The sequence below is a fragment of the Pseudomonas sp. P5_A12 genome (assembly GCF_056400685.1).
Genome location: NZ_JBFUKU010000013.1, coordinates 25,036 through 45,388 on the forward strand (window position 1 = coordinate 25,036; position 20,353 = coordinate 45,388).

Sequence of the window (20,353 nt, forward strand, 5' to 3'; positions counted from 1 at the left end):
GGCTTGTTCGGAGCCTGACAGAAGCGACCTCCTTTGTGCAGGGCAACTAATGCCAGCATCAAGGAGGTCGTTTTTTTTTGCAGCCACACTCACCGTGGCATGGGCGCCTAGTGAAACTTTAGCCAGTCCTGAAACCGCGTAGCACCGACGATGGGGTTGGCGCCCGGTGTCAGCGACTGGTCATTGATCGGCGCACCAAAGTAAGGAACCGTGTCGTCCGCTACAGGTTGGCGCGGGTCGTTGGTGTGTTTCAGGTAGTCGCTTGCGAATTCGACGAGAGGGCGGTTATCAGGCCCCGCCACTTCGACGGTCTGATTGACAGGCGCTTTCAGCGCGATAGCTGTCAATGCCTGCGCAACATCCGCCGAGGCCACCGGTTGCAACGCAGCGGACGTCAAGTGAATGGTGTCGCCTTCTTCACGCCCGGAGTGGGCAATGGCATGGATAAACTCAAAGAACTGCGTAGCCCGCAAAATGGTGTAGGGAATGCCCGACTTTTTGATCAGTGTTTCCTGCGCCATTTTTGCCCGGAAGTAACCGCTGTCGAGCATCCGTTCCGTGCCGACGACCGACAGGGCCACATGGTGTTTGACGCCATCGAGCTTTTCCGCCGCCAACAGGTTGTGCCCGGCGGTTTCAAAAAAATGCAACGCCGCGTGGTCTTCGAAAGAGGGTGAGTTCGCGACGTCGACCACCACGTCGGCGCCTTTCAACGCCTGCGTCAGCCCTTCGCCGCTGATGACATTCACGCCGGTACTCGGTGACGCCGCGAAGGCTTCATGGCCCAGATCCTGCAAATTCTGGCAGACTTTACTGCCGATCAGCCCGGTACCTCCGATGACGACGATCTTCATGTCCAGTCTCCCGCCGTGGTGAGTGCAGCAATTATTAAACACCCGCAAAGGTGGCAGGATCGGACGCTGATCCGGATTGGCCGACAGGTGGTCGCAAGTCGCCACGGCAGGTGGAAGAATTGGTCGTTCTTTGCTTTAGTCCTCCTATCGGTAGCGTAGGTGTGCGGGCGTTTCAGCTCATGACCGGACGCCTTGACCGGAGAATCCCATGATTGTTCGATTCCCGCGGCTCGCTGTTCTGGCTGCCTTGCTGACTGTTGGCGTCTTGCCCTGCGCGCAAGCTGTCCAGTACACGCAGGTCAATCAGGCTGCGAGCAAAATCTCCTTCACGTACAACCAGTTCAGTTCGCGGGTGTACGGCACGTTTGGCAAGTTTGAAGCCAGGCTTGATTTCGACACGGCCAACCCCGCCGCGGCCCATGCGTCGCTTTCTATCCAGCTCGACAGCATTGATGCCGGCAGCAGTGATGCCAACGCTGAATTGCAAAAGCCGGCGTGGTTCGATTCGGCGGCTTATCCCGTGGCAACCTTTGAATCGACCGACGTGAAAGCCCTTGGTGACGACAAGTACACAATCATCGGCAGGCTGACGCTCAGAGGCGTCACTCGCGAGGTAGCGGTTCCGGTCCACCTGAAAGCGGGGAACGCCGTCGGAATCTTCGATGGCCAGTTAACGCTCAAGCGAAGCGACTTCAAAGTCGGCGACGGTGAATATGCCGATGCCGTCGTTTCCGACGACATCAATATCCGGTTCAAGATGGTTGCGCCGCAGCAGTAATACGTTTGTTTACCCGGGTGGCTGGGTGTCACAATCGATTTTTGGCACAGCATCATGATCAGGAGGATCAAATGGGTGGCCCAGGATTTCGGCGCGATCAGGATTCATTCATCTCAGCGCAAGTGCGTGGTGACCGATTGCGCCAGCTATTCCATCAATCCGTGTCGGCGGTGTTCGGCAGTTACCTGGCGGCGATCATGCTGTGTTGGCTGTGCTGGGGGCGTATTGATCACCGCGTCGTGTACGGCTGGGTTGTCCTGCTAAGCGCCTCGTCGTTGCTGCGCATCCTGATGTTTATTGTCTATTTTCGTAGCCCGGAAAGTCAGCGCACACCTCAACGCTGGGAGCGGACCTATTGGGTAACGCTGATGTTATCTGCCGGTATCTGGGGCGCAGGCGCTTTGGCGGTCATACCTGCAGACGACCTGCTGGCCCAGTCGCTGGTCATGCTCTTCGCCGTCGGCATGTCGGTCAGTGCGGTGTCGTGTTACTCGTCCTATCGGTACATGACGTTAGCGTCGATTGGCCTGGTGTTGTTGCCGTGTACCACGTGGCTGTTGTTTCAACCGTCGACCCTGCAATCCGGCATGGCGCTGGCGGTCATTGTGTTCGCCTCATTTGTCGTCAACGCGACTAGTAAAATGTCCGAAGCCCTGGAAACAGCTTTCCGCCTGACCCGTGAAATGGAACAGGCGCACCGCACTTCCACACTCGCCGCACAAACCGATGAACTCACCGGGTTGAAAAACCGCCGGGCTTTTTTTGAGCGCGCGCAGCAATTGTTCAATGATTGCCAACACAAACGGTTGCCACTGTGCGTGGTGATGCTGGATATGGATCACTTCAAGCACATCAACGACACCTACGGTCATCAGGTCGGCGACCAGGTATTGCGTCAAATGGGTATCGTCATCAGCGGCTGTTTTCGCGAAAAGGACGTTTACGGCCGGTTGGGTGGCGAGGAGTTCGCCATCCTGCTGCCGGACACGTCCATTGAAGTCGCCCTGAATCTGGCCGAGCAACTGATCCAGTCTATCGGTGGTTTGATGTCCGGCCCTGTCCACCGCATATCCGCCAGTCTCGGTATCGCTTCCATGGAGTTCCACGACAATGATCTGCAACGTTTGATGAACAATGCGGACAAAGCGCTTTATCGGGCCAAGGCCCGCGGGCGTAATCAGGTGGCTGTTTCAGAGTAAGGGCAGGTCGGGCCTGAACGAACAAGGTTTCGAAGCGTGCAGGAAGTGTTCGTCTGCCTGTTAAACATCTGTGGAAGGGGTTTGTTTAAACGCCTTCAAAGTTACGTCCTGAAAGCTACAAAACCTTGCGCCGTTGCCTACGGCTACGCCAGAATCCGCCGGCTTGTGCGCCTTGGGCTCGCTCAGTAACCTGATTCCCGTCACTGCCCATCAGTGATCGGGTTTAGTCGCCCGGGGTTATAAGTAAGGTGCACAAGCGCTTGTCAGTCAGGTATTCCCATGCCTGCACTTGATGGCAGTTGTGCGCAGGGCGCCTTTGGGCGCGCCGGCTTTGCTAGCTTCCCCGGTCGACTAACCTGCGTACAGCTGCCTCCCTCTCGTTTAGTCGCAGGAGGGTTGGCGCCCAATCACGGAAGCAAGCTTATGTTCAAAGTAACGCCCAACCCACCAGACACCGATCCAGTGTCCCCGTACGAACCCGATTCAAAAAAACTCAATGAGGCCGCCGAGCGGGCTCTGAACTTCCACTTTCCGTCGAATGCCGACATCAAAGCCACCGCGCGAACGCGCAGTACTCTGTTTTCCGTGGACCCTGCGGCCACTACCGAAACCCTGGCGGTTTTTTTGGTCGAGACGCTGGCCTCGGTCGATGTGATGGTCCATCAGTTGGTGGATCATCTAGAGGGTGAATCGCGCTACGCCCTGCTGGGTATTTCAAACAGCATCATGGTGGCGGAAATCACGGCAAACCGGGTGCTGGATACGATTGAGCCACCCGTGTAACCGCTGTCCTGTGGCGAGGGAGCAAGTTCCCTCGCCACAGGGGCGCCTGTCGATGCCGCTTCAACGCACGCTGATCGGCACCGTTATCGTCTTGCCAAACGCAGACGTGACAGTGATGGTCGCGTTTGGCGCCGGTCCGGCACCGGAGGTCGCCACCAACACTCGCCACTTCGCACCCGTACCGACTTGCGTGAGCGTGGCCTTGCCCAGATTAAGCGGCCCGGTGGTACTGGACGCGGTCACCGTCACGGTGTTGCCGGCAAAACGCGTGGTGGTCCCGGAAATATCCCAGGTGTAGCGATTGTCGGTACGAACGGTGACGAAAGCGCTGGTGACCGCCAGAGTCTCGTTGGCCGCTGCAGCGGTGACATTGACGGACACCGTCGCCGGGTCCGACTTCGCGTCCTTGGCATCGCTGGCGCGATAGGTGAAGGTCGCGGTGAACGGTGCGGGGACGATGGCCGGTGGGGTGTAGATCACCCGCAAGCCGTCGGTGCTGACCACGCCTTTACCGGAATCCGGCTGGTTCAGCTCCACTACTTTAAGTGGCACGTTACCGTCAGGGTCGGTGTCGTTGGCCAGCACGTTGATGGTCAGCGGCTGGCCGTTGCTAGCGGTGGCGCTTTCGGGGTTGGCTACGGGTTTTTGGTTGTCTCCATCGTTATTGGTACCGTCATTGCCGGTGCGGAAGGTAGGCAGTGCCACGGAGGCGACGTAGGTCACACCGTCCCAACCTGGCAAGGGTGTTGGCATCAACTGGAACTGGCCCGGATGCTCGATATCCCAGCGCAACAGCATCGCGTTGTCTTCATGCTGGGTGTTGTGGCAGTGCTCCATGTAAGTGCCGGCGAACTCGCGGAAGCGGATTGCCACTTCAACCTCTTGTGAACTGTCGACGCCTTCGCCAATGCGATAGACGTCCTTGCGTGCCCATTTCTCCCAATCCGGTGGTGCCTTGCCATCGCGCTTGAGAACAACGCCTTCTTCGAAATGCACATGGACCGGGTGGGTCCAGCCGTTACCGCCGTTCTTGATTTTCCATACTTCGAGGGTGCCGTCGCCGGAGAAACCTGCGTCCGTCGGGCCGTTGGCCAATTGCGGTGCGGCATCCAGCCGGCGTGGGTCCATGCTGTAACCGAAACCGCCATCGGTCTTGATCGTCCACGGCGCTAGATCGGTGCCGTCGGAACGTCCGAAAATGAACTCACGATGGCGCGCAGCGGTGAGTTTGGCCTGATCGGTCGGGTTATCGCGATCAATGGTCAGCGGGATCATGATCTTGCCGGCGGGTTTGCCGGGTTTGGCCGGCTCATAGGCGACCGGGTCCATGCTCAGGTCCTGACCGGAGTAAGGCTGTACCAGAAATTCCAGAAACTTGCCCACTGCCGGATCGCCGTTGTCCCATTTCAGGCCAGTACTGGTTAGCTTGAGCACCGCTTTGTATTTTTCGGACAGCACGTCGGCCAGCGACAGGGGTATTTTCTCCGGGCCTTTACCGGTCTGGTGATCCATCAGGTTGACGAAGAACAGTTTGTCGCCGGTGCTGATGCCGTATTTCGCAAAGTTGACAATGATGTCGTAGCGTTCGGCGATGCCTTGGACCGGCAGAATGGCGTTGTGATTCTGAAAGTCACCGTCGCCATCCATGTCCATGCTGCCGTCGAAAGGCAGGCTGTGCGCCATGATGTTGCCGTCGTTGGCGATCATGTGGAACGGCACGCGATTGTAGGAAACCCCTGAGCCTGCCGGGCCCGGAAATTCACCGCCGTTGCCGCTGATCTGCCGTACCAGCGCTATTCTGAAGTAGCGAGACACCGAGCCATTGAGGACACGGAACCGATAGCTGCGCGCCCGTACTTTCAGCACCGGTTGGTACTGCCAGTTGACCAGTACCTGATCCCCGAGAAAGCCGTCGGTGTTGAACGGGTTGAACCACAACTGGCCGTTGGCGTCCCAGGCCTTGTCGGCAATCATCAGGTTCACATCGTAGTCACGGTTACCCCACGGCATTGCTGAACCACTGGGGAAGCGCAAGTTGACGCCGTCTTCGATCGCCTCGTTACCGCGATCCAGGGCGCTGTAGTAGTTCATCATCACCGCGTTGCCCTTGTAGACGTTTTGTGCGGTGAAATCGAGCATGTGGTCGTGGAACCAGTGGGTGCTCATGGTTTCGCGCCAGTCGCCACGAATCCTGATTTTGCCGTTGTCGCAGGTTTTCAGCCCGGGACTGGCGTCGTTGACGTACAGGGTTTCGCCGGGCTCGCAAGGGAATGCCGCGCGCGGATCCTGCGCCGTGGTGTTGATGGTGTCGTAACCGGCCAGCTGGATCGGCCAGCGATAATCGTAATACTGCCCCGGAAAGAAAAACGCGTTGGCATAACCATCGCTTTCCGCCGGGGAGTGCCCGTTGTGTTCGTGGGTGGTGAGGGTATGCAAGCCGAAACCGGCATTGGCCGCCGGGTCGATCGGCAGCGCGTTGTAGTGGCGCATCAGCACCGGTTGGCCGTATCGGACCATCAGCAGTTTTACCGGAAAGGTGCCGTCGAAGGTCCACAGAGACTTGTAGTTTTGCACCGGCATTTTCGGGTGGAAACGCGCGTCGATGCCCTTGGTGGTGCCAGCGGTAGCCGGAATATCCGAGGTTTGGTAATAGAGCCCGCCGGGGGCAAATTCACCCTTGGCGTAGTTGTGCAATTGCTTGCGGTCACGCATGCCCAGGTTGGTCCGTGCGCCGGCTTGCACGGTCTTGAAATCGACCTGCGGGTAGAACTCGTTCCAGCGCTGATGCGACCAGCCTTTTCCCGGTGGACGGCCTTCGGCGGGCGAGCCGACCGGATGGCGGTTGAGGAAGGCTTCGATCTGCGACTTCCACGGGTTGCGGTCCAGCACATTGGAGTATTGCGACGGGAACGGATACAGCCCCGGCTGGCGCATGAACGCATCCAGCGCGGCACTCGACGGGACGCTGCGGGCGATGCTGTTCGGGTCCTGCTGGGGCGCCGGGCCGGCGAGCGGCACGGGGAACGACAGCGGCGGTTGCGGCAGGCTCGGGTCGAGCTTTTCAGTGCCAAATTCCTCGAACAGCAGCAATTGCTGGGTGAACGGTTGAGCGCCAAACAGGGGGCTGGGCTTGCCATTCGTGGGGAAGTTGAACGTCGTTTGTACCGCAGGTGGCAACACGTTTTCGGTGCGGGTCGTGTCCTTGTTGCCATACATACCGTTGGGCAGGGCATATGAACCCTGGTTCGCCTCCGGCATGGTCTTCAGTGCTCCCAGCGCAGCGGCGGGATCAGCCGGCTGGTTGATGTACGCTGAGGGATCGGTGGGTGGTGGTTGTCCGACATCATCGATGGGGGCAGCGTTCAGGGTGGTCACACTGAAGGTGATCATCACCACCGAAGTAATGCCCTGCGCCATGGAATAGCCGAATGACTTGTTCGCAGGGACTGAGCTGTTCATGATTGTTCTCATTGGGGCATGCCACGGTGATGGCACTCGCACTTTGGCCGAAGCAAAAGCTGAGCCATGAGCGCAATCAGACCAAAGTCTTAGTAGAAAAGTCATGTAACAAACAAATGGGTTATCCCGGCATTGGGGAAAAGTGCGTAAAACTGGGGGGGAATTCCTCATTGTTGGGGAATCAAGTGTTCTATTCGCGACAACCCCTGTAGCCGCTGGCAGCAGCAGCGAGGCGATCAATCTGTGACAATACCCGGGCCGATGCCCAGTAAGCCTTATCCCGGAGTCAGAATTTCAATGCCCCAACTCACCCACTTCGCAGCCCCGTGCCCGGAGCACATCAACAGCCAGATTCTGCAACTGGTCGTCGATAACCTGACCGACATCAGCATGGTCGGCATTGCGCCGAGCAATCCGCTGTACAACGTGTACCAATACACGGTCGGCTTCGAAGTGCACCTGTACCTGGAAGCGCTCAATGGGGAGAAGGGGATTGCGGTCGAGTTGATCGTCGCCACCGACGATGAAGACCCGTCGAAGGTCATCGGGTTCCTGCTGTACCTGCCGATCAAAGACGATCCCCAGGCGTGCGGTGTGGCCTACATGGCAGTCGACGCGAGCCATCGTCGTCAAGGTGTCGCGCGGGCCATGCTGCAAGACATGATCCACCGCTACCCGCACGCCGAGTTGACCTGCGCCGTCGCCAAGGTGCCGTGGTTCGAATCGATGGGCTATCAGGTGTTGGGCGTACGCGGCACGCAAGTGCTGATGAACACCCGCGACTACAGCAGTGAAGGTTTGATGGGCCTCCTGGATGTGGCCTCGATCTACAGTTCTTTAGAGGTTCGGCAGATCCATCACTACTTGCTGCAAAAACACGGCAAGCGCGCAATGATCGATGCCGAGAAGCAACGCGACCGGCATCTGGACCAGATGACCCGCAACGCCAAGGTGTTTGTGCTGAATCGTTTGGGCCAGAACGCGGCGAACGAGCCGCGTCTGGACTAGACCCGTAAGTCCTTTCGGGAGCGCACGGTCGTCGAGCCGTGATATTCTGCGCGCCAACTTGGTTTGACCTGTTCAGTTGGCCCGTCCCGCAGACGTGCCGACAGGATCAATGTCGCTCAAGCAGCTGAAGCCAATAATGATAAGAAGTCAGTTCAGTAGGGACATATAACTGGGGTCGACGCAGACAGTCGGCCTTGTGTGCCCACCCTCCAATCATCATGCACGAACACCCACGACATCCTGCCTGAATGCCGTGAAGCAAGGGTTTTGTCGTGAAGATGGAAGGGCGGATGGCGTTTTATCATAGGTGCAACAGATGTTTAAAAAAATGAACACGGCCCTGCTGGGGCTGGCTTTGTCGATAGGGATCACGTCCGTTCATGCGGAAGAGGCAAAGAAAGTCGATGTGCTGCTGATTGGCGGCGGCATCATGAGCGCAACATTGGGTGTCTGGCTCAATGAGCTGGAACCTGGCACCTCGATGGAAATGATCGAACGTCTCGACGGCGTCGCCCTGGAAAGCTCCAACGGCTGGAACAACGCTGGTACCGGTCACTCCGCCCTGGCCGAGTTGAACTACACCCCGGAAGACGACAAGGGCAACGTTCAGATCCCCAAAGCCGTTGAAATCAACGAAGCGTTCCAGATCTCCCGTCAGTTCTGGTCCTGGCAAGTTCAGCAAGGCGTGCTGAAGAACCCGCGTTCGTTCATCAACTCCACACCGCACATGAGCTTTGTGTGGGGCGATGACAACATCAAGTTCCTGAAAAAGCGTTACGAAGCCCTGCAAGCGAGCCCGCTGTTCGCCGGCATGCAGTACTCCGAAGATCCTGACGTGATCAAGAAGTGGGTTCCGCTGATGATGGAAGGGCGCGACCCGAACCAGAAAGTCGCGGCCACTTGGTCGCCGATCGGCACTGACGTGAATTTCGGCGAGATCACCCGCCAGTTCGTGGCGCACCTGCAAACCACGCCCAACTTCGACTTGAAGCTGTCCAGCGAAGTGCAGGACATCTCCAGGAACGCAGACGGCACCTGGCGCGTCAGCTACAAAAACCTGAAAGATGGCAGCAAAGCCRAAACCGACGCCAGGTTCGTGTTCATCGGCGCAGGCGGCGGTGCACTGCACCTGCTGCAGAAATCCGGCATCCCTGAAGCCAAGGAATACGCAGGCTTCCCGGTAGGCGGCTCGTTCCTCGTGACCGAAAACCCGACCATCGCCGAACAACACCTGGCCAAGGCCTACGGCAAAGCCTCCGTTGGAGCACCGCCGATGTCGGTTCCGCACCTGGACACCCGAGTTCTGGACGGCAAGCGCGTCATCCTGTTTGGCCCATTCGCGACCTTCAGCACCAAGTTCCTCAAGGAAGGCTCGTACCTGGACCTGTTGACCACCACCACCACGCACAACGTGTGGCCCATGACCAAGGTCGGCATCAAGGAATACCCGTTGGTTGAGTACCTTGCAGGTCAGTTGATGCTGTCGGATGAAGACCGCATGAACGCCCTGAAAGAATACTTCCCGAACGCCAAAGCCGAAGACTGGCGCCTGTGGCAAGCCGGCCAGCGCGTGCAAATCATCAAGCGTGATGAAGCCGCCGGTGGCGTGTTGAAGCTCGGTACCGAAATCGTTTCGTCGGCTGACGGCTCGATTGCCGGCCTGCTGGGCGCCTCGCCAGGCGCATCGACCGCTGCACCGATCATGCTGACCGTGCTGCAGAAAGTCTTCAAAGACAAAGTGGCTTCGCCAGCCTGGCAGGAAAAACTGCACCAGATCGTGCCGAGCTATGGCACTCAGCTCAATGGCAATCCTGAGAAAGTGGCTGAGGAGTGGGCTTACACCGCAAAGGTGTTGGAACTGACTCCGCCGCCGGCGATGGGGCAGGTGGTGGCTCCGGCTGCTGCTCCGGCTGATGCGGGTAAGGCACCGAAGGCTAATGCTGCGACTGATATGGCTCTGTAACCAGAGAGCTAATAAAAGCCCACTGAACCGGTGACGGTCAGTGGGCTTTTTTGTGGGACATGGTTTTCAAAGGGCAGATTCATCCGGCCCACATGACTGCTTTCGGCCCAGGCTGTGTGAAAACGCATGGGCAGCCCCATCTCCATCCGTGTCCCTAACCGTCGATCGGCTTTCTCCTGCGCGGGTTGACCTGTAGCCAGAAAGGGCTAATTTACATTGCGTGGGAAAAAATCCCACTCTTAAAAATTCAGGAGATACTGGAAACTGACAGTTTGCTCCCATGCCGCTCCCGGATTGCAACGCTGATTGCGTTGGCACTGCTCGCGGTAAATCACCAGGAGAATGCACGATGAACACTTACCTGCTTTTCAAGAGAGGATTRCTGGCGCTGGCAATTGGTGGTGTCCTCTCGGCTTCCATCGTTTTGGTACCAGATTCCATTTCCCATGACTCGAGTGCCTATGCCAAGGATGGTGGTGGTGGTGGTGGTGGTGGTGGTGGTGGTGGCAACGGCGGTGGCAGTGGCGGCCATGGCGGCAACAGTGGGAGCGGTGGCAGTGGAGGCCACGGCGGTAACAGTGGGAACGGCGGCAACAGTGGGAGTGGTGGCAACGGTGGACACARCGGCAGCGACCATGGGAATGGGAACGGGAATTCAGGCCATGCCAGCTCTGGGAGTTCGAACTCCGGTCGCAGTGGTACCCATGCAGAAGCGGGTGATGACCACGGCAACCACGCCCGCGGCGAGGCTGGTGACGACCATGGCGTCCACGTCGGCGGTGAGCCTGGCGACGACCACGGCGTCCACGTTGGCGGCGAGGCTGGTGACGACCACGGCGTCCACGTTGGCGGTGAGCCTGGTGACGACAATGGCAACCATGTTGGCGGCGAACCCGGCGACGACAACAGCCGGAGCTGAAGCGGCCTGATGACCTCATGCAAAACCCTGGAGACCGGTTTTGTATGAGGTGCGGCAAAAAAAGCGCCTGCTTTTATGGGATTAATTCCCACGTAGCTATACTGGGGTTAACTGTCCAGGAATGCGCTGAATGCAATCGTCCACCTTGCCCACCTCGCTCCTCAAAGCCTTGCGACATGTCATGCGGCCGCTGGTACGCCTGATGCTGCGCAAAGGCGTCACCTACCTGGTGTTTGCCGACCTGCTCAAGGAGGTTTTCGTCGAAGTAGCGGACCGTGAGTTCCGTCTGGACGACAAGGCACCGACCGACAGTCGCATCAGCCTGCTCACCGGCGTGCACCGCAAGGATGTGCGGCGCTTGCGCAACACCAGCGACCCCGATTCTTCCACGCTTCCGGAAAACATCACTTTCGGTGCGCAACTGGTCAACGCATGGACCAACGCGCCCTTTTGCAACGACGCCGGCCAGCCATCACCACTGCCTCGATTGGCCAGTGTCGGCGGCGACCGCTCCTTTGACGCCTTGGTGGCGAAAGTCAGCACGGATATCAGAGCGCGGGTGGTGTTGGACGAGTGGCTGCGTCTGGGCGTCGTCCGCCTTGATGAACAAGAGTGCGTGCACCTCGAAGCCCAGGCCTTCGTGCCACAAAAGGGCTTCGATGAGAAAACTGCTTACCTGGGGCACAACCTGCACGATCATGCCTGCGCTGCGGTACACAACCTGACCAGCGAAGGTCCGGCCTTTTTTGAACGCAGCGTCCACTATGACGCACTGGCCCCGATGAGCGTCGAGGCGTTGCGCGAGGCCGTTGCCAGCGAGGGAATGCAGGCCCTGTTGAGTTTCAACCGGCTCGCCGCCGACCTGGAATTCCGGGATCTGCCCAGCCTTGAACCTCGCCAGCGCATCACGGTCGGCTTGTACTTCTACACTGAAGCTTCCGATCCCAATTCGCCGATGGCTCCTAAGCCATGACCGTCAATTTGCGCCTGTTTCGTGCAATTGCCCTCGCTCTGGGCCTCGGACTTCCGATTGTGTTGCAAGCCGCCCCGGCCTGTGTAAGCCAGAATGACGCGGGCATGAGCGAAGTTCCGGTCCTCCAGGTTCCGGGGGGCACCGGCGGCACGGGGGTAGCGCCTGGCGGCATGGGCGGTACCGGCGTCAGCACCGACAACGGCGGGATTGGCGGTACCGGTGCACCRCTGAAAAAGCGCCCTGGCGGCATTGGCGGCACCGGTGCCGTTGCAGGCGGCGTGGGTGGCACGGGCATCAGCAATGATAACGGTGGGGTCGGTGGCACGGGCATTGTTGGCACCATCACCGGGTTCGCCTCTATCTGCGTCAATGGCGTGGAAGTGCACTTCAACAACAATGTTCCGGTCAGCGAGAACGGCATTGCCACTACCAGCACTCAGCTGGCAGTAGGCCAAGTGGTTGCCGTGGAAGCGTTCAATTCCAAGCGAGGTCTGGAGGCGGGGCGCATTTCTATCCTGCACGTCTACGAAGGCCCGTTGACAGCCCTGCCTAGAGACTCCATGCCCATGCGTGTCATGGGGCAACCGGTACGCTTGGCCGGCGGAGCTCAAGTCGCTGCTGGTCTGCGCCCGGGTGATCCGGTACGGGTCAGCGGGCTGCGCGATGCTCGTGGCGAAGTGGTGGCCAGCCGCATCGACCGGGCGCCCGGCCTCAAGGAGGCCAGTGCCATCGGCCCGGTGGATCGCAGCGGCTATCTCCAGGGGCTCAAACTCAGCAATCACCCAGGCCCGGCGCAGGAAATGCTGGTGCGCGGCCAGTGGTCCGGTCGCGAGCTGGACGTGACCCAAAGCCGCCCCGACCCGAGCCTGCCCTTCATTGGCCGGGCACACAATGCGGTGATCGAGGGCCTGGTACAGGGCCGGCAGGACCGCCATTTGGTGGTCGGTGGCTTTAATGTGACGCTGGCACGCGACACCGTGTTTGTCGGTGTGCAGCCTTCGGAGCTGGCGCTGGATCGACGCGTGCGGGTCAACGGCGTGTTCACCGGCGCGCGGGACGTGCAGGCAACGCGTATCGAATTACCCCGCGAGCGCTCCGATTCGCCAGCCAGCAACCAGCACGGGCGACTCCGAACCAACGAGCAAAACACGGACGACTCAAGTGGTTCGAGCAACTCGAGCGCCGCCAACAGTTCCGGCAACTCCGGCAGTTCGGGGAACTCCGGCGGAGACAGAAGCGGCCGCACCGAGAGCGAAGACAGTGTCGGCGACAATATTCGCCACGGGGGCAATGACAGTCATGGCGGTGGCGACAAGAAAGAAAGCGTGGACAAGTCCGGCAAGTCAGAGCGTATCGAGAAGGTCGAGCAACCCGACAAAGTCGAGAAAATGGAGAAAGTAGAAAAGATAGAGAAAGTCGAAAAGGCCGGACGTCCGGAGAAAGTCGAGAGAGTTGAACGACCAGAAAAAGTCGAGAAGGTAGAGAAAGTCGAGAAAGTCGAGAAAGTCGAGAAGGTAGAGAAGGTGGAGAAGGTGGAGAAGGTGGAGAGGGTGGAGAAAGTCGAGAAAGTAGAGAAAGTAGAGAAGGTTGAGAAAGTCGATCGCTCTGGCAAGACGGATTAAACAGTGCAGTCATGATGCACTATCGTCATTAGTAACTAGGCTGGGTAAGTCACACAACAAAGCATGGGTGTGAACTTCGATGACGCAAGACACGAGGTGAACATGAGCCCCAAGCGCATCCTGCTCGTCGGTTTGCTTGCCAGCCTGGCCTTGCCAGCCTTGGCCGATAACTTCACGACCTCGATCGGAACCGACTACTCTCGGGGCGACTATGGCACTGGTACTACGTCCGAAACCTGGTACGTCCCGCTGGTGGGCAAATACGAAACCGGTCCCATGACCTACAAGCTCACTGTGCCCTGGCTGCGCATTACCAATCCTTCGGTCGGCCCTGACGGCGATCCGTTGCCCGGTGGCTGCGGCAAAGTGGAAAGCGGTTTGGGCGACACGGTCGCCGGTGCCGACTATGCGGTGCTTGACGGTAGCGTTGGCGGGCTGTTCGTGGACCTGATCGGCAAGGTCAAGTTGCCCACAGCTGACGAAGACGAGTGCCTGGGCACGGGCAAAACCGACTACTCCGCCCAAGTCGATGTCGCCAAAGCCTTCGGCCCTGTGACCGGGTTTGCTACCTTGGGTTGGAAAAAGTACGGCGATCCGTCGGACACCGACTTCGACAACCCGATATTCGCCGGCCTGGGCTTCGCCATACCCGTGTTCGCGCGCACCACGGCGGGCGCATCCTACGACTGGCGGCAGAAGGTCGTTTCCACGGGTGACCAGATCAAGGAACTCACTCTCTTCCTCACGCACAAGCTCAATCAGAACTGGAAGTTTCAGTTGTATGCCGTCAAGGGCTTTTCCGACGCCAGCCCGGATGGCGAGGCTGGATTGTTGCTCAGCCAAGCTTTCTGATACTCCAGTTTGAGACCACGCATATCCGTCAGCCTGGGGGCGCGCTACACCGATTAGCTACTGGCGTGATTGGCCGCCTTGGCTTTGCTTTGAGCTACAGCGGCTTCAGCCTTCTGTTTCTGTGCAACCTGAAAGACTTCCATTGATGCTTTCCGGGCCGACTCCATGCGATTGAACGTCTTGTCACCACCACCTGTGGCCATCGCCAGAGAAGAAGCGGTCAGAGCGGCGATTACGAAGAGAGCTTTCATGGATTTCATTTGGGTATCCTCAAGTAAAACTTTGTGAACTGCTAACAGCGGGTTTTGTTTGCTAAAGCTGAACTTCCTTGTTCAACGTGGCCTCATCATCCAGCCAGGGCGGTGTTTCTTAGTGCCCAGGTGCCTTGTTCCATGCGCCCTTCAGCGTCTCTGCTTTTTGCCCAGGCAGTGAGCAGTACCATCATCCCGAATCCACCGACGATGAGAAACGGATAGGCTGCCAGCAACTCGACCAGCGAGTACTTCCAGGCCAGCGGGCGACCCACACCGAGCATGGCGGCATAGAACCACGACACGCCAGAGAGGGCACCCGAGAACAGCGCCAGCATGCGCAGGTTGTAGGTGAGCTTCAGTAACGAACCGGCTTTCTTCAAAGCGGGCATGACAGCGCTATGCAACAGGAAGCCGTTAAAGGTCAACAGCACAACTATGCCGATTTTGGCCTGTAGTTTTGGATTGAGGAAATACTCCATCCCCTTGCCGGCATAATCTATCCCGACAATACCGATGCCCGTAATCCAAAGAGCTACAAGTGCAACGACTACGGTTTTTTGAAGGCTTTCCATGTGCGCATCATCATGGTGACCTGACGCATCCCCCTTCAGGAGTTGCTTGATCATTGCAATGTCGCTGGTCAAAACCAGCCCGATTGCCACACAGCAGGCGATAAGATGAAAATAAACAACGCCCAAACGCAAATATTCCACGGTGGACGAAGAAAACATACTAAGTTCCATGGTGACCTCTTGGTTGTAACAGTGAATCAACATGGCGCTCAGCACGGCTTAACTTGAGTTTACCGTTGCTGACTGCCATTTAGATTCAGCAGTTTCTATTAGTTAATCTTGCAGCATTACGCTGCCAAGATAAAAGTGAGTTTTGCGAATTGACTTTTAATCATTCGCTCATGTCAATTTTCAGGTAACAAAAAACATCATCCGCACTTTGTGCATATGAGGTTTAACTTCCACTTCTGGGGGGGGCAGGCAAGCCCCGGAACCCTAACGGCGAGGGGATCAGGCAATGCTGGTGGGGTCGGCGGGGCTTCCACCCCATTCGAGGAAACGAATCTTGTGAACTTCACCCTCGCTGTCTTCGTAGACCAGGGTCACCGGTACCATGCCGGTCTTATCGGATGTATCGGTGCGCTGCAGTACCCGTTTCACATCGATTTCCATTCCGTAGTGGTATTCGACGGCTGATACATGCGCGCCGGGTTCAAGCAGGTTGTTCTGGTCGAACATACTTGGTGCGAGACTGGAAATTACGGCACTGACAATTGTGGCCATGCTCATAAGGTTGTACCTCCACTGAAGTTCGCTTAACGGGGGCTTAATGTGACACGTGTTGGAGGTGAAGTTCACTAAACCGCGACGAACGCGCCTGCCTGAAGAGCCTGTAGCGGCTGCAAACTCCCAGCAATTCCCCGCGCTTGACGCCCCTCGACCATTCGTCCTTTAAACCCCGTATTTGTTGGCAAAACTCCTTTTTTGCATGAGGTCATAACATGTCATGACAGTGGTGGTTGTGACCGTACATGGACCAAAAACGCCAGCTATCGAACTTGGAGAAATATCGGGTATTGGCTGATTTTTGCCTGTCGCGAAGGACAGAAAGCGACCCATAGTAGTCAGTCATCCGAGGCGCTACTCTCGCAGGAACGCTCCTTCAGGTGCCGACAACAACGAAATGAAATGCATATTTGATCGTTTACGTGGCAGGGCCGGAAAGCTAAAGCGGTAAACCATGGGGGTCGATGTCCATGGGGATGTACAGGTGTGGAAAACCCTCGCCATAGGGACGAGGGCTAATGGATAAAAAAGACGCTACGTCCGCTTAATCGTTAGAACTGTTCCGCGCTCAGGCCATACAACGAGGCACTGCCGGCCCGAACGGATTGTTCCAGGCTCAAAATGCGTGGTAGCAAGCGGTGGATGTAAAACTCGGCAGTGGCGATTTTCGCGTCGTAGAAATCTTCGTCTTCGCTGCGCTTTTTCCGGGCAACCTGAGCCATACGCGCCCAGAGCCAGGCGTAGGCGACGTAACCGAAAAGGTGCAAATACTCCACCGAGGCAGCGCCGACTTCATTGCGGTTGGTTGCCGCCCTGTCCTGCAGCCAGTCGCTGATGTCCTCCAGCCGCTGCACGGCATCGCGCAGTTGTGTGGCGTAGAGTGCATCGGGCTGAGCGGCGAAACGGCGAATCTCGCCGGTGAACTGGCGAAGCACGATGCCTTTATCGGCGAGCACTTTGCGTCCAAGCAGGTCCAATGCCTGGATGCCATTGGTGCCTTCGTAGATCTGTGCAATGCGCACATCACGGACCAATTGTTCCTGGCCCCATTCGCGGATGTAGCCATGGCCGCCGAAAACCTGTTGGCCATTGATGCAGCTTTCCAGGCCAGTGTCGGTAAAAAACGCCTTGGCCACCGGCGTCAGTAGCGCAACCAGGTCCTGTGCACTATCGCGTTCGTCGGCATCGTTGGAAAACTTCGACAGATCCAGTTGCTGCCCGACATAACTGGCGAATGCGCGGCCGCCCTCGGTCATGGCTTTCATGCCGAGCAGCATGCGCCGCACATCCGGGTGAACGATGATCGGGTCGGCCAGTTTGTCCGGGGACACGGCGCCGGTGGGTGCCCGACTCTGAATGCGTTCCCGAGCGTAGGCGACGGCACTCTGGTAGGACGCTTCGGCGCAGCCGATGCCCTGAATGCCGATGGACAGGCGTTCGTAATTCATCATGGTGAACATCGCCGCCAAGCCTTTGTTCTCTTCACCGACCAGCCAGCCACTGGCACCGTCGAAGTTCATCACACAGGTGGCGGAGGCCTTGATGCCCATCTTGTGTTCGATCGAACCACAACTTACGGCGTTGGCAGCGCCGAGGGAGCCGTCGGCATTGACCAACACTTTAGGTACGACAAACAGTGAAATGCCTTTCGCGCCCGCAGGCGCGTTCGGCAGTTTGGCCAGTACCAGATGAACGATGTTCTCGGTCAGGTCCTGATCGCCGCCGGTGATGAAAATCTTGCTGCCGGTGATCTTGTAGCTGCCGTCAGCCTCAGGTTCGGCGCGGGTGCGGATGAGCCCAAGGTCGGTGCCGGCATGGGCCTCGGTCAGGCACATGGAGCCGGCCCAACGGCCTTCATACATCGGTGGCAGATAGAGGTTTTTCRGGGTGTCACTGGCGTGGGCATCCAGCGCCAGGCAGGCACCGGAACTCAATGCTGAATACAGCGCAAAACTTGAATTGGCGCCGTAGAGCATTTCTTCGAACTGCACGGCCAGCATTTTCGGCATGCCCATACCACCGAACTCGGCGTTGCCGGACAGTCCCACCCAACCGCCTTCGATGTAGGTCGCGTAAGCCTGTTTGAAACCGATGGGGGTGGTGACGCGCCCCTCATGCCACTGCGCGCCTTCTTCGTCGCCGCTGCGATTGAGGGGCGCAATCAGGTGCGAAGTGACTTTTGCCGCCTCCTCAAGAATGGCGTCTGCCGTATCGGTGTCGATGTTGTCGGCCAAGGCGGGCAGGCGCGCCCACATGGCCGGGGCATCGAACACTTCGTGCAGCACAAAGCGCATGTCGCGCAGCGGGGCTTTAAATTCGGGCATAACGTAAACCTCGTTGGGACAGTTGTGTCACGGGCACAGCGCCGCACAGGCGGGCCGTGCCCTTTTAATCAATGGTTCGAAGCGGCGGCAGCGCCGAGGCCGGTCTGAGCTCGAACAAATTGGTCGGCGTAGGCGTCACGTTCTTTGTCGGCGCGTGCACTGCGGTCGAGTCTGGACACCACGACGATCACCAGGAAGGCCAGCGGCATGGAGAACAGGGCGGGATGGTCGTACGGGAAGATCGCTTGAGCATGACCGAGTACGGTCACCCAGACAGGTGGCGACAGGATGACCAGTGCCAGTGCGCAGATCAGGCCGGCAAAACCGCCCAGGATCGCACCTTTGGTCGTCAGGCCTTTCCAGTACATGGCCATGATCAGCACCGGGAAGTTGGTCGAAGCGGCGATGCCGAACGTCAGGCCCACCAGAATGGCGACGTTCATCTTCTCGAACACAATGCCCAGCAGAATCGCGATGATGCCCAAGCCTACAGTGGCCATGCGGGTCACGCGCATTTCCTGTTTCTCGTTCGCGGTGCCTTTCTTGTACACGGTGGCGTAGAGGTCATGGGAAATCGCCGAAGCACCGGCCAACGCCAGACCGGACACCACCGCAAGGATGGTTGCGAACGCTACAGCGGCGAGGAAGCCGAAGAAGAGATTGCCGCCGACAGCTTTGGCCAGGTGCATGGCAACCATGTTGCCGCCGCCAATCAAGACACCGCCGACTTCGCCATTGACGTAGTACTGCGGATCAGTGCCTATGATCACCATTGAGACAAAGCCCAGGGTACAGACCACGAGAAAGAAGAAGCCGATGAAACCGGTGGCGTAGAACACCGACTTGCGCGCTTCCTTGGCGCTAGGCACGGTGAAGAAACGCATCAGGATGTGCGGCAGTCCGGCGATCCCGAATACCAGCCCCAGCGACATCGACACAGTGTTTATCGGGTCGGCGAGCATTGAGCCTGGGCCCATGATGTTCCAGCCACTGGCGTGAACCTTGACGGCTTTGTCGGCCAGGGTTTCATAGCTGAATCCGAACTGCGACATGGACATCACCGCGAGGGTGGTGCCGCCGGCGAGCAGCAGTACAGCCTTGATGATCTGGACCCAGGTTGTGGCGATCATTCCGCCGAAGATCACGTAAACCAGCATCAGCGCGCCAACGATCATCACCGCAATCGGGTAGTCGAGGCCGAACAGCAACTTGATCAGTTGGCCCGCACCGACCATCTGCACGATCAGATAGCAGCACACCACCGTCAGCGAGCCGAAGGCTGCGAAGATCCGTACCTTGTTCTGGTCCAGTCGATAGGAAACGATGTCAGCGAAGGTATAGCGTCCGAGGTTTCRCAGGCGCTCGGCCATCAGGAAGGTAATGATGGGCCAGCCAACGAAGAATCCGATGGTATAGATAAAGCCATCGTAACCCTTGGCGAATACCAGGCTGGAAAGCCCCAACAGGGTGGCTGCGGACATATAGTCGCCAGCAATCGCCAAGCCATTCTGAAACCCGGTGATACCACCGCCCGCCGTGTAAAAGTCCGAGGTGGATTTGGTTTGGCGCGCGGCCCACCAAGTGATGGCCAACGTGCCAAGGACGAACACGAAGAACATGCCGATCGCATTCAGGTTCAGTGGTTGCTTTTCCACCACCCCCATCGCCGGTGCGGCCAGCGCAACGGAGACTGGCAGCAGACCAGTAGCAGCGAGGATCAGTTTACGTAACAGAGTCATCACTTGCTCTCCTCGAGAATGGCTGCGCCCAATGCGTCAAAGCGCGTATTGGCGCTGTAGACATACCAACCGGTCAGTAACCAGGAAAACACGATGATTGCCGCGCCAACCGGCATGCCCAAGGTCATCATCTGATGTTCGCCGAGCGGTGCATGCAGCCACTGCGGGGCAAAAGCCACCACCAGCATGAACAGGTAATAAGAGCCCAATACGATGGCGCTCAACGACCAGGCCAGGCGTGAACGGGTGCTCACCAGTTGAATGAATTTCGGATTGCGCCGAATGCGTTCGCAAYGTTGCGTATCGGTTGAATGGATGTCGCTCATCA

Annotated in this window: 17 protein-coding genes; 9 read left to right on the forward strand and 8 right to left on the reverse strand. The window is 58.2% G+C overall.

From position 1 onward, the window contains the following. Positions 1 to 107: 107 nt before the first annotated feature. Positions 108 to 854: an SDR family oxidoreductase gene (locus AC1DSG_RS03635; RefSeq protein ID WP_477789633.1), complete on the reverse strand. Its 747-nt coding sequence runs from the start codon at positions 852 to 854 to the stop codon at positions 108 to 110. Positions 855 to 1,062: 208 nt separating this feature from the next. Here AC1DSG_RS03635 and AC1DSG_RS03640 point away from each other — a divergent pair, with 208 nt between their 5' ends. From AC1DSG_RS03640 to AC1DSG_RS03650, 3 genes are all read left to right on the forward strand, one after another. Next, on the forward strand, positions 1,063 to 1,632 hold the full coding sequence (locus AC1DSG_RS03640; protein WP_477789634.1) for a YceI family protein: 570 nt from the start codon (positions 1,063 to 1,065) through the stop codon (positions 1,630 to 1,632). Between the two features lie 71 nt (positions 1,633 to 1,703). Continuing rightward, the gene (locus AC1DSG_RS03645) at positions 1,704 to 2,831 is read left to right on the forward strand and encodes a GGDEF domain-containing protein (protein WP_477789635.1); all 1,128 of its coding nucleotides are present in this window, start codon (positions 1,704 to 1,706) and stop codon (positions 2,829 to 2,831) included. Between the two features lie 423 nt (positions 2,832 to 3,254). After that, the gene (locus AC1DSG_RS03650) at positions 3,255 to 3,614 is read left to right on the forward strand and encodes a DUF6124 family protein (RefSeq protein ID WP_477789636.1); all 360 of its coding nucleotides are present in this window, start codon (positions 3,255 to 3,257) and stop codon (positions 3,612 to 3,614) included. 60 nt (positions 3,615 to 3,674) lie between these two features. Here AC1DSG_RS03650 and AC1DSG_RS03655 read toward each other — a convergent pair whose 3' ends face one another. Next, the gene (locus tag AC1DSG_RS03655) at positions 3,675 to 7,031 is read right to left on the reverse strand and encodes an Ig-like domain-containing protein (protein ID WP_477789654.1); all 3,357 of its coding nucleotides are present in this window, start codon (positions 7,029 to 7,031) and stop codon (positions 3,675 to 3,677) included. A 339-nt stretch (positions 7,032 to 7,370) separates the two neighbouring features. Here AC1DSG_RS03655 and AC1DSG_RS03660 point away from each other — a divergent pair, with 339 nt between their 5' ends. From AC1DSG_RS03660 to AC1DSG_RS03685, 6 genes are all read left to right on the forward strand, one after another. Further along, positions 7,371 to 8,081 (forward strand): GNAT family N-acetyltransferase, encoded by a 711-nt coding sequence (locus tag AC1DSG_RS03660; protein WP_477789637.1) that lies wholly within the window; start codon positions 7,371 to 7,373, stop codon positions 8,079 to 8,081. Between the two features lie 316 nt (positions 8,082 to 8,397). Continuing rightward, positions 8,398 to 10,044, forward strand: a complete 1,647-nt coding sequence (mqo, locus tag AC1DSG_RS03665) for a malate dehydrogenase (quinone) (protein WP_477789638.1) — start codon at positions 8,398 to 8,400, stop codon at positions 10,042 to 10,044. Positions 10,045 to 10,393: 349 nt separating this feature from the next. Further along, entirely contained in the window at positions 10,394 to 10,963 is a 570-nt protein-coding gene (locus tag AC1DSG_RS03670; RefSeq protein WP_477789639.1) for a hypothetical protein, read from the forward strand. Between the two features lie 130 nt (positions 10,964 to 11,093). Further along, positions 11,094 to 11,936 carry a DUF6502 family protein gene (locus AC1DSG_RS03675; protein WP_477789640.1) on the forward strand — a complete coding sequence of 281 codons (843 nt, stop codon included), beginning with the start codon at positions 11,094 to 11,096 and terminating at the stop codon, positions 11,934 to 11,936. Beyond that, positions 11,933 to 13,558, forward strand: a complete 1,626-nt coding sequence (locus AC1DSG_RS03680; RefSeq protein WP_477789641.1) for a DUF5666 domain-containing protein — start codon at positions 11,933 to 11,935, stop codon at positions 13,556 to 13,558. The genes AC1DSG_RS03675 and AC1DSG_RS03680 overlap by 4 nt, the downstream gene beginning before the upstream one ends. A 102-nt stretch (positions 13,559 to 13,660) precedes the next feature. After that, entirely contained in the window at positions 13,661 to 14,410 is a 750-nt protein-coding gene (locus tag AC1DSG_RS03685; protein ID WP_477789642.1) for a transporter family protein, read from the forward strand. Positions 14,411 to 14,463: 53 nt separating this feature from the next. Here AC1DSG_RS03685 and AC1DSG_RS03690 read toward each other — a convergent pair whose 3' ends face one another. From AC1DSG_RS03690 to AC1DSG_RS03715, 6 genes are all read right to left on the reverse strand, one after another. Further along, positions 14,464 to 14,670 (reverse strand): co-regulatory protein PtrA N-terminal domain-containing protein, encoded by a 207-nt coding sequence (locus AC1DSG_RS03690; protein ID WP_477789643.1) that lies wholly within the window; start codon positions 14,668 to 14,670, stop codon positions 14,464 to 14,466. An 86-nt stretch (positions 14,671 to 14,756) separates the two neighbouring features. Beyond that, the gene (locus AC1DSG_RS03695; protein ID WP_477789644.1) at positions 14,757 to 15,407 is read right to left on the reverse strand and encodes a hypothetical protein; all 651 of its coding nucleotides are present in this window, start codon (positions 15,405 to 15,407) and stop codon (positions 14,757 to 14,759) included. A gap of 279 nt (positions 15,408 to 15,686) precedes the next feature. Next, on the reverse strand, positions 15,687 to 15,965 hold the full coding sequence (locus AC1DSG_RS03700) for a DUF2790 domain-containing protein (protein WP_477789645.1): 279 nt from the start codon (positions 15,963 to 15,965) through the stop codon (positions 15,687 to 15,689). Between the two features lie 548 nt (positions 15,966 to 16,513). Next, a complete protein-coding gene (locus tag AC1DSG_RS03705) occupies positions 16,514 to 18,286 on the reverse strand; it encodes an acyl-CoA dehydrogenase C-terminal domain-containing protein (protein ID WP_477789646.1) in 1,773 nt (590 codons plus the stop codon). A 68-nt stretch (positions 18,287 to 18,354) separates the two neighbouring features. Beyond that, entirely contained in the window at positions 18,355 to 20,025 is a 1,671-nt protein-coding gene (locus AC1DSG_RS03710; RefSeq protein WP_477789647.1) for a cation acetate symporter, read from the reverse strand. Then, positions 20,025 to 20,351 (reverse strand): DUF485 domain-containing protein, encoded by a 327-nt coding sequence (locus AC1DSG_RS03715; protein ID WP_477789648.1) that lies wholly within the window; start codon positions 20,349 to 20,351, stop codon positions 20,025 to 20,027. Before AC1DSG_RS03715 ends, AC1DSG_RS03710 begins: the two co-directional genes overlap by 1 nt. Positions 20,352 to 20,353 lie beyond the last annotated feature (2 nt).

What these genes read in the sequence shown, in the direction of transcription:
- AC1DSG_RS03675 (WP_477789640.1), top strand. Translation starts at nt 11,094, where the DNA reads ATGCAATCGTCCACCTTGCCCACCTCGCTCCTCAAAGCCTTGCGACAT.
- AC1DSG_RS03655 (WP_477789654.1), bottom strand. Translation starts at nt 7,031, where the DNA reads ATGGCGCAGGGCATTACTTCGGTGGTGATGATCACCTTCAGTGTGACC.
- AC1DSG_RS03660 (WP_477789637.1), top strand. Translation starts at nt 7,371, where the DNA reads ATGCCCCAACTCACCCACTTCGCAGCCCCGTGCCCGGAGCACATCAAC.
- AC1DSG_RS03635 (WP_477789633.1), bottom strand. Translation starts at nt 854, where the DNA reads ATGAAGATCGTCGTCATCGGAGGTACCGGGCTGATCGGCAGTAAAGTC.
- AC1DSG_RS03650 (WP_477789636.1), top strand. Translation starts at nt 3,255, where the DNA reads ATGTTCAAAGTAACGCCCAACCCACCAGACACCGATCCAGTGTCCCCG.
- AC1DSG_RS03700 (WP_477789645.1), bottom strand. Translation starts at nt 15,965, where the DNA reads ATGAGCATGGCCACAATTGTCAGTGCCGTAATTTCCAGTCTCGCACCA.
- AC1DSG_RS03685 (WP_477789642.1), top strand. Translation starts at nt 13,661, where the DNA reads ATGAGCCCCAAGCGCATCCTGCTCGTCGGTTTGCTTGCCAGCCTGGCC.
- AC1DSG_RS03695 (WP_477789644.1), bottom strand. Translation starts at nt 15,407, where the DNA reads ATGGAACTTAGTATGTTTTCTTCGTCCACCGTGGAATATTTGCGTTTG.
- AC1DSG_RS03640 (WP_477789634.1), top strand. Translation starts at nt 1,063, where the DNA reads ATGATTGTTCGATTCCCGCGGCTCGCTGTTCTGGCTGCCTTGCTGACT.
- AC1DSG_RS03690 (WP_477789643.1), bottom strand. Translation starts at nt 14,670, where the DNA reads ATGAAATCCATGAAAGCTCTCTTCGTAATCGCCGCTCTGACCGCTTCT.
- AC1DSG_RS03645 (WP_477789635.1), top strand. Translation starts at nt 1,704, where the DNA reads ATGGGTGGCCCAGGATTTCGGCGCGATCAGGATTCATTCATCTCAGCG.